Source organism: Prauserella marina (genome assembly GCF_002240355.1).
In the GTDB taxonomy this organism is placed as follows: domain Bacteria; phylum Actinomycetota; class Actinomycetes; order Mycobacteriales; family Pseudonocardiaceae; genus Prauserella_A; species Prauserella_A marina.
Genome location: NZ_CP016353.1, coordinates 3297068 through 3312068 on the forward strand (window position 1 = coordinate 3297068; position 15001 = coordinate 3312068).

Sequence of the window (15001 nt, forward strand, 5' to 3'; positions counted from 1 at the left end):
GCCGCAGGCACACTTGGTGCCCGCGGCCCTCTCGCGTGAACGGGGTGACTCAGACGAGGCCGAGCTGCTTGACGGCGTCGCGCTCCTCGCTCAGCTCACGCACCGAGGCGTCGATGCGTTCGCGGGAGAAGGCGTCGATGTCGAGGCCCTGCACGATCTCGTACTTGCCGTCCTTGGTGGTGACGGGGAACGAGGAGATCAGGCCCTCAGGCACGCCGTAGGAGCCGTCGGAAGGAATACCCATCGACACCCAGTCGCCCTCGGCCGTGCCGTTGACCCAGTCGTAGACGTGGTCGATGGCCGCGTTGGCAGCCGATGCCGCCGAGGAGGCACCCCTCGCCTCGATGATCTCCGCGCCGCGCTTGGCGACCCTCGGGATGAACTCGTCGGCGATCCAGGACTGGTCGCCGACCGCCTCCGCCGCGTTCTTGCCGCCGACCTCGGCGTGGAAGATGTCCGGGTACTGCGTCGCCGAGTGGTTGCCCCAGATGGTCAGCTTCTTGACGTCGGCGACCGCGACACCCAGCTTTTTCGCCAGCTGCGCGACGGCCCTGTTGTGGTCGAGCCGGGTCATGGCGGTGAACCGGTCAGCCGGAACGTCCGGTGCGTGCGACTGGGCGATCAGCGCGTTGGTGTTGGCCGGGTTACCCACGACGAGCACCTTCACGTCGTCGGCCGCGCCCGCGTTGATGGCTTCGCCCTGCGGCTTGAAGATGCCACCGTTGGCCTCAAGCAGGTCGCCGCGCTCCATGCCCTTCGTGCGGGGACGCGCACCGACCAGCAACGCGACGTTGACACCCGCGAACGCCTGCTTGGCGTCGTCGAAGATGTCGATGCCGGACAGCAGCGGGAACGCACCGTCCTCCAGTTCGAGTGCCGTGCCCTCTGCCGCCTTCACCGCCTGCGGGATCTCCAGCAGCCGCAGCTTCACCGGCGTGTCCTGCCCCAGGAGCTGACCGGAGGCGATGCGGAACAGCAACGCATAGCCGATCTGGCCGGCGGCGCCGGTGACGGTGACATTGACGGGGGCTTGGGTCATCACGTTCTCCTGCTGATGGGTTATGTCGTTCTTCGGTCAGCCTCTCTCCGGATGCTATCGGGCGCCGCTTGGTCTGTATGGGTGCGTCGCCTCACCTGAACCGATTGAGCGCCGTCGTCCGGCTCCGGCGCGGGCTGATCGAGGTCGAACGCCTTCCCGAGGGCCAGTACGGCCTCGTCCAGTTTGCCCAGTCCGGCCAGCACCACCCGCGCCTCGGGGGTCCCTTCGGAGAGCGGATCGTTCCGTTGGCTCGGCAGCAAACGGGTCGTGCCCTTCCCGCGCACGGCGTCCAGCAGCACACCGATGTTGTGATCGAGGCGCGCCATGAACGGCTCGAACCGCTCCGCGAGTTCCGGCGCGGCCAGCAGCCCAGGCTGAGCCCTCGCGGCGACGTGCCGTGTCCGGAACGCGATGGCCGTCAGCGTGTCGACCACGTACCAGCCGTAGTCCCGCCTTGCTCCGCGCGGATTGATGGGATGGGTCAGCGGTTCCACCGTCGTGCGCACCTGCTCGACGTCCCTGTCGAGCTGCCTCGACAGTTCGATCACGTTGACGTTGTCCCTGCCGGTCAGTAGCTCGGTCGTCGTTCCGGCGAACTCCCGCAAGTCCTCCAGCACCGTGGCCACGTCGTCGAGCAGTACCGACCTGGTGCGCACCGGGACCACGACCAGCGCGGCGATGATCCCGGCCAGCGCGCCCACCGCGGTCTCGGCGACCCGCACGCCGAGCACCTCGACACTGAACGTGCCCAGCAGGCTGTACAACAAGCCCAGCAGCGTCGTGATGAAAAACGCCATGATCGTCTGGGAGACCGTCGCGAAGAACGCCATGCCGAACACGCACATCAGCACGAGCACGACGGTCAGCGGGGTGTTGCCCGACACCAGCAGCGCGCACAGCGCGCCTGCGAAGATCCCGGCGAGGGTACCGCCCATGCGCCGGGCGCCTTTGACGAGCGTGGCCCCCGCGCTCGACGTGCCGACGAACACGACGAACACCGTCAGCACCGCCCAGTACCACCGTTGATGGGACACCAGTTCGCCGCCGAGCACCGCCAGCCCGCCGCCGAGCACGGCCTGGATGGCTGCCCTGGTGCGGTTGTCGTAGCCGAACAGCGGCGTGCGCTCCGTGTTTTCGGCAGGCGGTGGATCCTGCTCGGCCGAGAAGTCGCGTTCGGCGATGCGAGCGGCGTTGACGTCGGCCAGTGCCAGCTCGGCGACGGCCCTGCGAACCGGATCCCCTTCGGTGGCCCGTTCGCTGAGCCTGCTGCCCTCGACCAGCAGCTTCGTGTACTCCTCGGTCTCGCTGATCACCGGAAGCTCACGCGGATCGCGTTCGATCAGTGAGCGAAACCGGCGCAGCCTGGCTACCAGTTCGGCTCGCACCGGGTCAGCCAGCGGCTCACACGCGGAGCGCCGGACGGTGATGCTCAGCCACTGCGCTGCCAGCTCGACCTCGATGGCCCTTCGCCGCAGCAGCGCGGCCGCCTTGCCGTCGAGCACATCCGCGGCGACGTCCTCGATGAGCAGAACCGTCTGGTGGAGCCGGTCGCCCGCCCGCTGGAGTTGTTTCGAGGCGCGCTCGGTTCCCTGAGCCGCGAGGTGGGCCGAGGCGGCGCTCACCACGGCTCCCAGCCTCGCCCGAAACGCCCTGCGGATGCCCACCAGCTCCCTGCCGGGGCGGCGGGGCAGGATGACGAACCGGACCAGCGCGTTGGCGGCCAGCCCCGTCGCGAGCGCCACGAACAACATCGGCAACTGGGCGGGCTGCGTGCGCAGGAACATCGCGAAGAAAAACACGAAGAACGCGATCGACCCCAGCGCGGTTCCCCGTGGCCCGAAACGCTGGGCGTAGACGGCCACGAAGATGAGCAGCACGAACACGACACCGTCCAGTGGTGCCGCCGACTGACCAGCCGTCGCGGCCGTCAGCGAGGCTGCTCCCGCGACGAAAGCCAGCACCAGGGTGAGCGCCTGCTGTGGTTTTTCGGGGTCGTTGACGGAAAACGACGAGATCATGGCGCCGATCGCGGCGAAGAGCACCACCGGAAGTGGCTGCCGCGCGAGCAGTAGCGTTCCGGCGGCGAGCACGATGCCCAATACCGCGGTGGCCGCGAGGCGTGTCCTGACGAAACCGGGATCGGCGGCACGTAGCCGGTCGACCGCCGCGATGATCATGCCAGCAGTTCCCACTGGGCGAGCCGCAGCCGCTGCCCAGTGCTCTCGGTGACCCGCAACCGGTGCCGCCGGAACGGGTGTGGCTCCGGCACCGCGAACGCGCGGGTCTGCTTGCGCCATACGAAGTTCTCGGCCGCCCTGCTGTCCAGCACCGTCCACGACAGACCGTCGTCGGAACCCTCCAGTACCCAGGCTTTCGGATCGTCACCGCGCGAGGCCGACGTCAGCGTGTACCCGCTCACCGTGCCTGCCGCGTAGTTCGCGGTGTGCTCGACGACGGGCGTCGCCGACCGGAACACGACCTCGGTCGCGGTCGTGTCGTCGAACAGCTTCCGCACGTCGGTACCGTCCGAGGACGTCGCCGTTCCCGCGAGGTCGCGCGGCGGCGACGGCCACACCGGCTGGACACTCGCCGTGGTGCCCCACGAGGAAGGTTCCGGCCCCATGTCGAAGTCGAGTACCGCTCCCTCGGCGAGGACGGAGTGGCCTATCCACGGCTGCTCGTGCGCGACCCCGTCGACTCGCAGGCCCTGTACGAACACGTTGTCGCGGCTGTTGTCCGGCGCGTTCACCACCAGGTCCGCTCCACCGTCGAGATGGACGACCGCGTGCCGGAACAACGGAGAGCCGATCACGTACCACGGGCTGCCTACCGCGAGCGGGTAGAGCCCGAGCGCGCTCAGCACGTACCACGCCGACATCTCCCCGTTGTCCTCGTCGCCGGGATAGCCCTGCCCGAGGTCACTTCCCAGGTAGCAGCGGTCGAGCACCTCCCGCACGACGCGCTGGGTCTTCGCCGGTGCGCCGATCAGCGCGTAGAGGTAGGGAATGTGATGTGAAGGCTGATTGGAATGGCCGTACTGGCCGAGCCGGACCGCGGCGGCCTCGGTCATCTCGTGGATCACCTTGCGGTAGGAACCCGTGCGGCGGCCCGTTTCCGGTGTGCTGAAGAACGTGTCCACAACGGACTCAAGAGCGGAGTTCCCGCCGTGCAGGGCGGACAATCCCGCGACATCGTGCGGAGCGCTGAACGCGGTGTTCCAGCCGTTGGTCTCGGTGTAGTCGTAACCCCACACCGTGGGGTCGTAGGAACGGGCGTCCCAGCGCCTGCCCCCGAGCGTCGTCCTGCCCTGGAAGAAACCGGTTTCCCGGTCGAAGTGATGCACGTACCGGGCCGCCCTGCCCCGGAAGTAGGCCGCGTCGTCGAGGTTGCCCAGTGCCAGCGCCCAGTTGGCGAGCCCGAAGTCGTTGACGCAGTTCTCCAACGCCCAGGAAAGTCCTTCTCGCGTCGATGTCGGCGTGTAGCCGAGGAAGATGGACTCGCCGAGTCCTGTCCTGCCGACATCGGCCCGGGGCGGGGTGACCGTGGCGTTCTTGACCGCGGCCTCGTAGGCCGCCTGGACGTCGAAACCGCGGACCCCTTTGAGATAGGCGTCGGCGAACACCACATCCGAACCGGTACCCACCATCGCGTCGGCGTAGCCGGGGCACGACCAGCGGGAGATCCAGCCGCCTTCCTGGTACTGGCGGACGAAGCCGTCGAGCAACCGGCCCGCGAGGTCCGGCGCGAGCAGGGCGTAGGCGGGCCACGTGGTGCGGTAGGTGTCCCAGAACCCGTTGTTGACGCTCATGGTTCCGGGTCTGATCGCGGCACCGGTCCGTCTTCGGGTGCTCGGTCGTCGCGTGCGCAGCACGGGACTGGCGTGCCGGACGCCCTCCGGCGTGTCCTCGTGTCCCGAGTTAGGGTACAGGAACAACCGGTAGAGACACGAGTACAGCGTCACCAGCTCGTCGGTCGTCGCCCCGGTCACCTCGACCCTGCCGAGCAGATCCCGCCACCGCTGCCGTGCCGCCTCGCGCACCTGTTCGAAGGTCAGCGGTGCCGCCACCTCGTTGTGCAGATTGCGCTTGGCCTGATCAAGGCTCAGCAGCGACGTCGCGATGCGCATCGTCACGGTGGGGGAGGAGAAGCGGACGTATCCGGTGACGGCGCGCCTGCGCGAGGAGGTGAGCCTGCCTCCCTCGGCCGGTTGTTCGTCGAACGTCGCGTACACGTACATCCGCCGCGCGCCCGACGACGACCGGCTGCGCACCCACGTGTGCCCGGTGACGGCGCTGGTGGCGGTGTCGACGCGCAGGCCGCCCCTTGCGCGCGCGTTGTCGAACAGCACCCACCCTCCCTCGCTGGGAAAACCGAACCGGAAAACCGCGCCGTGATCGGCAGGCGCGATGTCCGTGCTGATCCCGCCGTCGAACCGGACCCCGTAGTGGAAGGGAAGGCCGGTCTCCCGCTCGTGAGAGAACGGCAACGCTCTCGCCGCCCTGTCGGTGACCACCTCGCCCATGCCGGGCATCACCTGGAAGGTGTGCCGGTCGCCGACCCAAGGACTCGGCAAATGGCTCACCGCGAACGCCTGTAGCGCGTGATCCTGGTAGTGGTAAGGCCAGTCCAGCGCGCCCGCGTCGGTCACCGGCGTCCAGAAATTGAAACCGTTGGGCACCGCGGTCGCCGGAAAGCAGTTGCCCCGCGAGAAGTCCCTTCCGGAATGAGTTCCCCTCGTCGTGCGGACCAGATCGACGGGATCATCCGGCACCGGCGTGCGCGCGCCGACGCGAAGATCGTCGAGCCAGCCGCTGACTTCGTGCCCCTCAACGGGATTCGCCGTCGTGAGCACGATCGCGGTGATAGTGCGGCCCGCCGCGAGCTCCCCGACCGGCACCCGCACCAGGTTCCACTGATCGAGGTAAAGCTTCTTGCTCTCCCCGTTGGCCTTCGCCGTGGCGGAAGGGGAGAGGCCGGTGAGCGTGCCACCGTCGGCGAATTCGAGATCCACGGCGACGAAAGTGCTGTAATAGGTGGGTTCGGCGTCCGACTCCGGAAGAACCACATAGGACAGCTCGGTGTCTTCGGTCACCGGTATGTCCACAGTGAACAATCCGGCTCGCGCGGGGCCCTCAACGGTGGTCGTGTAATACAGGGCGCCGGTTCCGGTGCAGCCACGGCCCGCCCGCGCGGCGAGCGGCCTCGTAGGTCCCGCTCCGACGTGCACCCGCAGTCGCTGACCTGTGCCAGGTTGTGGATCGCCTTCCTCGAACGACGTGAAGAATTCGCTGGTCACCACGCGGCCACTGTAGCTTGTGAACGCTTACTGGTCGTAGTAACCGGGGTAGCCGGTTCCGCCGGGAGGATAAGGCGGCTGCTGGTGTTGCGGGCTTGTCTTGCGAGTCCGGAGCGCCCTCGTGGCCATGCCGCTGACCAGCGAGCCGATGGCGATTCCCATGACGAGGTATACCGCCGCGCTGGTCAGCCGCACGGTCAGGGTTTCGCTGACCGTGAAGGGCCACACCACGAAAACCACCGTGACCAGTGCGATGATCCAGCCGAAGAAGGCCATCGGCCGGGGTGCCACCAGCAGCAGCAAGTGGGCGAGGGCGGTGGCCAGCAGCGCGCCGACCGCGCCGAAGAGGGCCAGCCACACCGCACCGATGTAGTCGAGAGCTCCGTTCGTGTTGCCGGGCGCGATCACCGGCAAGCCGAAAACGCCGCGCAGTACCAGCACGGCCACAACACCGACAAGAGCGGCGACGAGAGCGGTCGCCAGCCCACCGGCCCACAAGGTGCGGCTGTCCACCGAGGGCCTGGCCTGCTCTTCTTCGTAACCGTAGTAGCTCACCGTGTTGGACCATAAGCGCAGTGGCCGGATCTCGCTCGGCGAACCAGGCCGCCCCGCGCGCGAGTCCCCCATCCAGCCCACCGAGATCCGCGTCCAGGACGCCGAGATCCGCACTCGGACACGCGAGATCTGCGTCAGGGGCGCCGAGTCCTACATCCGGGCAGGCGAGCGCATTCGGCGCGGCGGCGACTTCCGCGTCTGGGCTGGCGAGTTCCGCACTCGGGCGCGCGAGTTCCGCGCTCGGGCAGGCGAGATGCGCATCCATGCCGGCGGGATCCGCGCTCAGGTTTCCCGGTACGGCGGGTGGCCGGCCTGGATTCGGCGGCGTTACCGTCCCGCCCGGCTGTGCGCAGGCCGAACGCGGATGTCGCCAACCGGAACGCGGATCTCGCGCGCCTGGGTGCGGATCTCGGCGAGGCGCCGGTCAGATCGTGGCCAGCAGTCGTTCCAGCACGCGTGCCCCGAATCGCAGCCCCGCCACCGGAACCCGCTCGTCGACGCCGTGCGCCATCTCCCGGTACCGGAACCCCTCCGGCAACCACAACGGTGCGAAGCCATAGCAGTCGATGCCCAGCGAGGCGAACGCCTTGGCGTCGGTCCCGCCGCCGAGGCAGTAGGGCACCACGACCGCGCCGGGATCCTCCGCCCGCAGCGCCGAGGCCATCGCATCGAACCACGGCGAATCCACCGGCGCCTCGACCGCGGCCTGATGGGCGACGAACTCCCGCTCCACCCCAGGCCCCAGCAGACCGTCGACGTCGGCGAGCAACGCCTTTTCCGTTCCCGGCAACACCCTGGTGTCCACCAGCGCGGTCGCCGTTCCGGGGATGACGTTGACCTTGTAACCGGCTTGCAGCATGGTCGGCGTGGTGCTGTTGCGCACCGTCGACTCGGCGAGCGAGGCCGCGGGCCCGAGTCTGGCGAGTGTTCCTTCGACGTCACCGAGATCGACCTCCACCCCCAGTGCTTCGCCGGTGCGCGACAGAAAAGCGCGAACCGACGGAGTGAGAGTAATCGGCCATTCGTGTGCCGCGAGCGCGTGCACAGCGCCGATCAGCTTCACCACCGCGTTGTCCGGATTGCGGCGGGATCCGTGCCCAGCCCTTCCGTTCGCGGTGAGCCGCAGGTGCGCCGTGCCCCTCTCCGCCGTACCGACCGGATACAGCCGCACGGCCTGGCCCTCGACGTCCCGGACGTGATAGGTGTATCCGCCGGATTCACTGATCGCGACCGCGCAGCCGTCGAAAAGCCCGGGATGCGCCGCGACCAGCCAATGCGCCCCGAACTCGCCCTTGTCCTCCTCGTCGGCGACGAAGGCGAGCACGACATCCCTGCGGGGAGTCCTGCCATCGCGGGCCATCGCGTGCACGGCCGCGAGGACCATGGCGCAAAAATCCTTCATGTCGACGGCGCCTCGCCCCCACAGGAAGCCGTCCCGTACCTCGCCGGAGAACGGCGGCAGTCGCCACTCGGCCGGGTCGGCGGGCACGACGTCGAGGTGCCCCTGCACGAGCAGCGCCGACAGCGTGGGGTCGGAACCCGGGATTCGCGCGACGAGATTGGCCCGGCCAGGAGCGGACTCGTAAATCCGCGATTCGACACCGGCCGAGGCGAGCACCTCGCCCACGAATTCGGCGGCGTCGCGTTCGCCCTCCGATTGCCCTCCACCGAGATTGGTGGTGTCGAACCGGATCAACCGCGCGCACAAATCCACCACATCGGGTGCATCGGTCGGCCCGTTTCCTGTGGTATTGGGGAATTCGACGGGTTCAGCCATATTTGCCTTGCACGGCGCCGTCGGCGATGGCGGTGACGATTTTGAATGCCTTCATGGCCTCCGTCATGTCCGGCGCGTCAAAACCGACGCTGCGGACACCGGTCTGTTCGACGGTCGGGATCACCGCGGCGGCCTGCGCGAGATGACTCGCGTCGAACTCCACCTCGATCCGGTGTTCACTGGTGAGCGGAGAACGCTGCCCCGCCTGGCGCATCCCGGTCGCCGCCGCTTCGGTCAGCCTCGCGTAGGCGACGGACGGTGCCAGGCACACGGCGGCATACCTGCTGACGCATTCCTTGACCGCGACCAATGTCGCGTCAGGGGCGTAGTCTTGCGCGTCCTCGCAGGTCTTGTCGTCGCCGCTGACCATGAGCACCGGTACGCCGTACTCGGCGGCCAGTGCCGCGTTGAGTCTTCCCTCGCTGGCGAGCACTCCGTCGAGCCACACCCCGGTGATCTGGTTGGGCAGGTACGTGTGCGACAGCACGCCATCGCAACCGGCACCCGCGTGGTAGCCGAGAAAGACCACGCCGTCCACACCGGAGTCGATACCCTCCATCATGGACAGCGGCTTGTGCCGTCCGGTCAGCATTCTCGCTCGTGGATCGAGATCCTCAAGCAGAAGATTGCGCTGGGAGGAATGTGCCTCGTTGACGAGAACGTCGTCGATGCCTGCTTCGGCGAGGCCGCTGATGGTCGCGTTGACGTCGCCGGTGAACAACCGGCGGAAGCGCTGCCATTGCTCCGTTCCGGGAACGACGTCGTCGGTCCAGGTGACGCCCGTCGCGCCTTCCATGTCCGCCGAGATCATGATCCGCATAGCGTCAACCTAGTAGGTTGGTCACGGCTTGGCATTGGTCCAGTCGAATCGTTGACACCACGATCCGTCTGGTGGTTACTTTTCGGCTCCGGGATCTCCCAGACTGCAACGAGGTGTAACAGTGCTTTTCAGTCGTCTGCGGCGGGTCAGAGCCGCGTTCGCGGCACTTGCCGTGCCCTTGCTCATGCCGGTCGCCTTCGCTCAGCCCGCGCAGGCACAGTCCGACAACAGCGGCGTCCTCAGGGTGGCGCTGGTGCAGGAGATCGACCACCTGAATCCGTTCACGGCGAGCTTCGCCTCCAGCACGATGGTCGGCAGGTTCGCCTGGGAGTTCCTGACCCTGCCCTCAGCCGAGGACGCGACGCCGACCGGTGGCATCGCCGAGAGCTGGGAACCATCGCCGGACGGTCTCACCTGGACGTTCAAGATCCGTCCCGGAATGAAGTGGTCCGACGACCAGCCGATCACGGCGGCCGACGCGGCTTTCACGTTCAACCGCATCATGGACGACGAGAAAGCCGCTGAGGCCAACGGCAGCTACGTCGAGAACTTCGAGAGCGTCACCGCGCCCGACGAGAGCACGCTCGTCATCAAGATCAAAGAGCGACAGGCCAGCATGACGGCCCTCGACGTGCCGATCGTGCCAGAGCACATCTGGTCCGGCATCGAGGACATGGCCGACCCCCGAACCGACTCCGTCGAGGTCGTCGGCGTCGGCAGCGGCCCGTTCCTCATCACCGAGTACCGGCCCAACGAACTCGTCCGGCTCAAGGCCAACCCCGGCTATTGGCGAGGAAAATCGAAGGTCGAGGAATTGCAGTTCCTCAAGTTCGACAACTCCGAGGCCGCGGTCAACGCGCTGCGAAACGGCGAGGTCGACTTCGTCAACCGGCTGACCCAGGCCCAGTTCGACACCCTCAAGAACACCGACGACGTCGAGACCAACCAGGCCAACGGCCGCCGTTACCGGGAACTGCTCATGAATCCCGGCGCGCAGAACATCGAACGCCAGCCCATCGGCGACGGCCATCCCGCGTTGCGGGACGTGCGCGTGCGCAAGGCCATCGCGAAGGCAATCGACCCGCAGGTGCTCGTCGACAGGGTGCTCGGCGGCTACGGGGAATTGCCAGGGGGACTCGTTCCCCCGATCTACGACAACTTCCACTACACACCGGCCGATGACGTCAAGTACACCTTCGATCCCGACGCGGCGAAACGCGAACTGGATGCGGCCGGCTACCGGGAAGGCCCAGGCGGCATCAGGGTCGGGCCTGATGGCAGGAAGCTCGAATTCCGGCTCACCGCCCGTTCGAGCGAGGACTACGGCCAGCGGGCCACCGACTACATCGCGGGCTGGCTCAAGGACGTCGGCATCGGGGTGAAGAAGAACCTCGTGTCCGACAACGAGGTCGACGAGACGACGTCGTCGGGACACTACGACCTCGCGCTCTCGGGCTGGGGCACCAACCCGGACCCCGACTACATCCTCGCCAAGCAGACCTGCGCGAGCCTGCCCGCCAGCTCGGGAAGCAGCAGCAGCAACGCGTTCTTCTGCGACGAGGAGTACGACCGTCTCTACGCCCAGCAGGCAGCCGAAACCGACGAGGCCAAGCGCGGCGAGTACGCGAGGCAGGCGCAGGCGCGCTACTACGACCAGGTGCCGAGCCTCGTGCTCGACTACGACAACGCGCTGGAGGCGTACCGCTCGGACCGCTTCACCAACTTCCAGCGCCAGCCGGTCGAGGACGGCCAGATCATGGAGCAGACCGGCTACTGGGGCTTCTACAACGCCGAACCCGTCGCGGGCGGCGGAGACTCGGGCGGTGGGCTCTCCGCGGGAGCCTGGGTCGGGATCGGTGCCGGCGCCCTCGTCATCGTCGCCGGAGCCGCGACCGTGTTGCTGCGCCGGAGGGCGTCCACCGAGGACCGTGAGTAGGAAACCTTGACGACCAGCACGACCAGTACGACCGGCACGAACGCTGTCGCCGACCTTGACGAGCGGCGGAGCGGGACCTCCACCCCCCGGTTCCTGCTCGGCAAGATCGGCGGCGCACTGGCCAGCCTCGTGCTGGTCGTCGTGCTCGGATTCCTGTTGTTCCGGATGATTCCCGGCGACCCGGTCGCCACGATGACGCGGGACCGGCCCACGAGTCCCCAGCAGCTTGCCGACCTCAGGGAGCGGCTGGGCGTCGACAAGCCGCTGTGGCAGCAGTTCGTCGATTACTTCGGCGGGCTGCTCCGTGGTGACCTCGGCGAGTCCTACAGTTTCTCGCGACCGGTCGCCACGATGATCGGCGAACGGCTGTGGCCGACGATCCTGCTGGTCGGCACCGCGACCGTGCTGGCGGTGATTCTCGGGCTATGGCTCGGGGTCCGGGCCGCGTGGCGGCGCAACAGCGCGTTCGACAGAGTGCAGACCGGGATCGCGCTGACCCTGTGGTCGGTTCCGCAGTTCTGGCTCGGCCTGATTCTGCTCATCGCCACTCAGGGGCTGTTTCCCAGTAGGGGCATGCGATCGGCGGACGCGCCCGAACACTTCTTCGGGCAGGCACTCGACATTGCCTGGCATCTGACCCTGCCGTGCCTGACGCTGCTCGCGGTCATCTACGCGCAATACATGCTGGTGATGCGCTCCTCGCTGCTTGAGGAAATGGGCGCTGAATACCTGACCACGGCCAGAGCGAAGGGACTGCGGGACGACCTGGTCCGCAGGAGACACGCGGTGCCCAACGCGCTGCTGCCCACCGTGACGCTGGTGTTCCTCCAGTTCGGGATGGTGGTGTCGGGAACGGTCACCGTCGAGGCGGTCTTCTCGTGGCCAGGCTTGGGCCAGCTGACCTATCAGGCGCTGAGAGGGCCGGATCTGCCGCTGCTGCAAGGGGTGTTCATCGTGCTGGCCGGGTCGGTGATCGTGATGAACCTGCTCGCCGAGGTGCTGTACCGGGTACTCGATCCGAGGGTGCGTGCGACATGACCTCTCCCGTATGGCAGCGACGGCGCGCGGCCGTCGCGACGCTGTGGCAGGAGTTCAGCCGCAACAAGGGCGGGCTGATCGGGCTCGGGTTTCTCGTCGTCGTGGTGGTGCTCGCCGCGCTCGCGCCGGTAATCACCGACGAGAGCGGGCTCGACGTCATCACGGCGACCGGAACGCCGTTGCAGCCACCGAGCTGGGAGTACCTGCTCGGCACCGACGTGGACGGCAGGTCGGTTCTGCTGCTGACCTTCTGGGGCGCGAGAGTGTCGTTGCTGGTCGGGTTCGCCGCGACCGTGCTGTCGGTGTTCATCGGCACGCTCGTCGGCATCACCGCGGCCCACTTCGGCGGCTGGTTGTCGGCTGTGTTGCTGCGGTTCACCGACTTCTTCCTGGTGCTGCCCTCATTGGTGCTGGCCATCGCGCTGTCGAGCGTGCTGCCGAAGGGCATCGCGACGATCATCCTCGCCGTCGGGGTCACCTCGTGGCCGGCGACGGCGAGGCTGGTGCGCGCACAGACACTGACCATCGAGAGCAGGCCCTACATCGAGCGGGCGAAGGCACTGGGCGGAGGGCACGCCCACATCGTCGGCAAACACGTGCTGCCCGCCGTGCTCCCGCTCGTGCTCGCCAACACGACGCTCGTGGTCGGCAGCTCGATCATCGCGGAGTCGACGCTGTCCTTCCTCGGTCTCGGCGACCCCACCGCGGTGTCGTGGGGCTCGATGCTGCAAACCGCGCTCGGCTCGGGTTCGGTCACCGCGGGCGCGTGGTGGTACCTGCTGCCGCCCGGCCTCGCGATCGTCGTCATCGTGCTGTCGTTCACACTGGTCGGCCGGGCGCTGGAGACCGTGCTGAACCCGCGGCTCAAGGGGGACCGGTGACCATGACTTCACCACTGCTCGAACTGCGGGATCTCGGCGTCAGCTACCGAACAGGGGGCCAAAACGTGCCCGCCGTCAAAGGTGTTTCGCTGACCCTCGCGGCGGGGGAGACCCTCGGCATCGCGGGCGAGTCCGGCTCAGGCAAGTCGACGGTCGCCATGAGCGTGCTGCGCCTGCTGCCGCGCTCGGCGAAGATCACCGGGGAGATCCTGCTTGCCGGTGAGGACATCGGCGGCATGCGCTGGGGCCGGTTGCGGGCCGTGCGCTGGTCGGCCGCCTCGATCGTGTTCCAGGGCGCCATGCACGCGCTCAACCCGGTGCGCAAGGTGGGGGAGCAGATCGCGGAGCCGATTCGGCTGCACGGCGACGCCGAAACCGGCGCCGCCGGCGTTCGCGCACGGGTCGAAGACCTGCTGCGGCAGGTCGACCTTCCGGTGGGCAAGGCGAGTGCCTACCCGCACGAACTCTCCGGCGGCCAGAAGCAGCGCGTCATGATCGCGATGGCGCTCGCCTGCCGTCCCGACCTGATCATCGCCGACGAACCGACCACGGCGCTGGACGTGATCGTGCAGGCCCAGGTGCTCGACCTGCTCGGCGACCTGGTGGCCGAGCGCGACATCGGGCTCATGCTCATCACCCACGACCTTTCGGTCCTCGCTTCCGCCTGCCGCCGCATCGCCGTGATGTACCAGGGCGAGATCGTGGAGGAAGGGCCGAGCGCCACGGTGATGGGCACGCCCCGGCACGCGCACACCAAGGCGCTGGCGGCGGCGTTCCCGACCGTCGGAGATCCCCGGTCCCGATTCGCGCCAGCCACGGCCACGCCGCTCCCGCCGGAGCCGGACCGGGCTGCCGAACCGTCGGCGCTGCTGTCGGCCCGCGACCTGAGGGTGGTCTTCCGCGACCGGACCGGAACGAAGGTGTCGGCCGTCGACGGGGTCGGGCTCGACGTGTTCGAGAACGAGATCGTCGCACTCGTCGGGCAGTCGGGTTCGGGAAAGACGACGCTGGCGCGCACCCTGCTCGGCTTGCAGAGGCCCACGTCGGGGACGGTGAGCTATCAGGGCGAGGCCATGCCGACCGGTGGTGCGGGGCTGCGCGCCTACCGGCGCAGGGTGCAGCTCGTGCTGCAAGACCCGACGAGCGCGCTCAACCCGAGGCACACCGTGTACGAGGCCGTCGCGGAGGGCCCCCGCATCCACCGGCTTGGCGGCGTTGATGGCGACGAACACGCCATCGTGGTCGCGGCGCTCGAAGCCGCCGAACTGCGGCCTGCCGAGACCTACCTTTCCCGGTTGCCGCACGAGCTGTCCGGAGGACAGCGACAGCGGGTGGTCATCGCGGGCGCGCTCGCGCTCGACCCGAGCGTGCTGGTCGCCGACGAGCCGGTGGCTTCCCTCGACGCGTCGGTGCGCGGGGAGATACTCGGCCTGCTGTTGCGGTTGCGCAGGGAACTCGGTCTCGCGGGGCTGGTCATCACACACGACCTTGGGCTAGCGTGGAACATCGCCGACAGGGTCGCCGTCATGTACCGGGGAAAGCTTGTCGAGGTCGGCACCGTCGAACAGGTGTTGCTCGAACCTCGCCACGAGTACACGAAGTCCCTGCTCGCCGCGCTGCCCATGGGTACGGCGCGAGCGGCTGAACCCGGTGTGTAAC

The 15001-nt window shown here is 68.0% G+C and carries 10 protein-coding genes; 4 read left to right on the plus strand and 6 right to left on the minus strand.

The features are described from left to right. Window positions 1–49: 49 nt before the first annotated feature. From BAY61_RS15425 to BAY61_RS15450, 6 genes are all read right to left on the minus strand, one after another. Window positions 50–1039 (minus strand): malate dehydrogenase, encoded by a 990-nt coding sequence (locus BAY61_RS15425; RefSeq protein ID WP_091804317.1) that lies wholly within the window; start codon window positions 1037–1039, stop codon window positions 50–52. 20 nt (window positions 1040–1059) lie between these two features. Then, complete coding sequence (locus BAY61_RS15430) at window positions 1060–3216, minus strand: FUSC family protein (protein WP_091804320.1); 2157 nt, start codon at window positions 3214–3216, stop codon at window positions 1060–1062. Beyond that, complete coding sequence (locus BAY61_RS15435) at window positions 3213–6338, minus strand: GH92 family glycosyl hydrolase (RefSeq protein WP_091804323.1); 3126 nt, start codon at window positions 6336–6338, stop codon at window positions 3213–3215. Before BAY61_RS15435 ends, BAY61_RS15430 begins: the two co-directional genes overlap by 4 nt. A 24-nt stretch (window positions 6339–6362) precedes the next feature. After that, window positions 6363–6890, minus strand: a complete 528-nt coding sequence (locus BAY61_RS15440) for a DUF6069 family protein (protein ID WP_091804326.1) — start codon at window positions 6888–6890, stop codon at window positions 6363–6365. Between the two features lie 424 nt (window positions 6891–7314). Then, complete coding sequence (locus tag BAY61_RS15445) at window positions 7315–8667, minus strand: M20/M25/M40 family metallo-hydrolase (protein WP_091804329.1); 1353 nt, start codon at window positions 8665–8667, stop codon at window positions 7315–7317. Further along, on the minus strand, window positions 8660–9487 hold the full coding sequence (locus BAY61_RS15450; protein ID WP_170140189.1) for a M55 family metallopeptidase: 828 nt from the start codon (window positions 9485–9487) through the stop codon (window positions 8660–8662). The genes BAY61_RS15445 and BAY61_RS15450 overlap by 8 nt, the downstream gene beginning before the upstream one ends. Window positions 9488–9671: 184 nt before the next feature. Here BAY61_RS15450 and BAY61_RS15455 point away from each other — a divergent pair, with 184 nt between their 5' ends. From BAY61_RS15455 to BAY61_RS15470, 4 genes are read left to right on the plus strand one after another with little or no spacing between them, the layout of a single operon-like run. Next, window positions 9672–11423, plus strand: coding sequence for an ABC transporter substrate-binding protein (locus BAY61_RS15455; RefSeq protein WP_091805208.1), 1752 nt, complete (start codon window positions 9672–9674; stop codon window positions 11421–11423). A 6-nt stretch (window positions 11424–11429) separates the two neighbouring features. Further along, on the plus strand, window positions 11430–12461 hold the full coding sequence (locus tag BAY61_RS15460; RefSeq protein ID WP_091804332.1) for an ABC transporter permease: 1032 nt from the start codon (window positions 11430–11432) through the stop codon (window positions 12459–12461). Then, window positions 12458–13342 carry an ABC transporter permease gene (locus BAY61_RS15465; protein ID WP_091804335.1) on the plus strand — a complete coding sequence of 295 codons (885 nt, stop codon included), beginning with the start codon at window positions 12458–12460 and terminating at the stop codon, window positions 13340–13342. The genes BAY61_RS15460 and BAY61_RS15465 overlap by 4 nt, the downstream gene beginning before the upstream one ends. A gap of 2 nt (window positions 13343–13344) precedes the next feature. Then, window positions 13345–15000 (plus strand): dipeptide ABC transporter ATP-binding protein, encoded by a 1656-nt coding sequence (locus BAY61_RS15470; protein WP_091805211.1) that lies wholly within the window; start codon window positions 13345–13347, stop codon window positions 14998–15000. The last annotated feature ends 1 nt before the right edge of the window (window position 15001 follow it).

Bases quoted from the DNA above. Each gene is read 5' to 3' on its own strand.
- BAY61_RS15425 (WP_091804317.1), bottom strand. From the start codon at position 1,039: ATGACCCAAGCCCCCGTCAATGTCACCGTCACCGGCGCCGCCGGCCAG.
- BAY61_RS15430 (WP_091804320.1), bottom strand. From the start codon at position 3,216: ATGATCATCGCGGCGGTCGACCGGCTACGTGCCGCCGATCCCGGTTTC.
- BAY61_RS15445 (WP_091804329.1), bottom strand. From the start codon at position 8,667: ATGGCTGAACCCGTCGAATTCCCCAATACCACAGGAAACGGGCCGACC.
- BAY61_RS15450 (WP_170140189.1), bottom strand. From the start codon at position 9,487: ATGCGGATCATGATCTCGGCGGACATGGAAGGCGCGACGGGCGTCACC.
- BAY61_RS15455 (WP_091805208.1), top strand. From the start codon at position 9,672: ATGCCGGTCGCCTTCGCTCAGCCCGCGCAGGCACAGTCCGACAACAGC.
- BAY61_RS15465 (WP_091804335.1), top strand. From the start codon at position 12,458: ATGACCTCTCCCGTATGGCAGCGACGGCGCGCGGCCGTCGCGACGCTG.
- BAY61_RS15470 (WP_091805211.1), top strand. From the start codon at position 13,345: ATGACTTCACCACTGCTCGAACTGCGGGATCTCGGCGTCAGCTACCGA.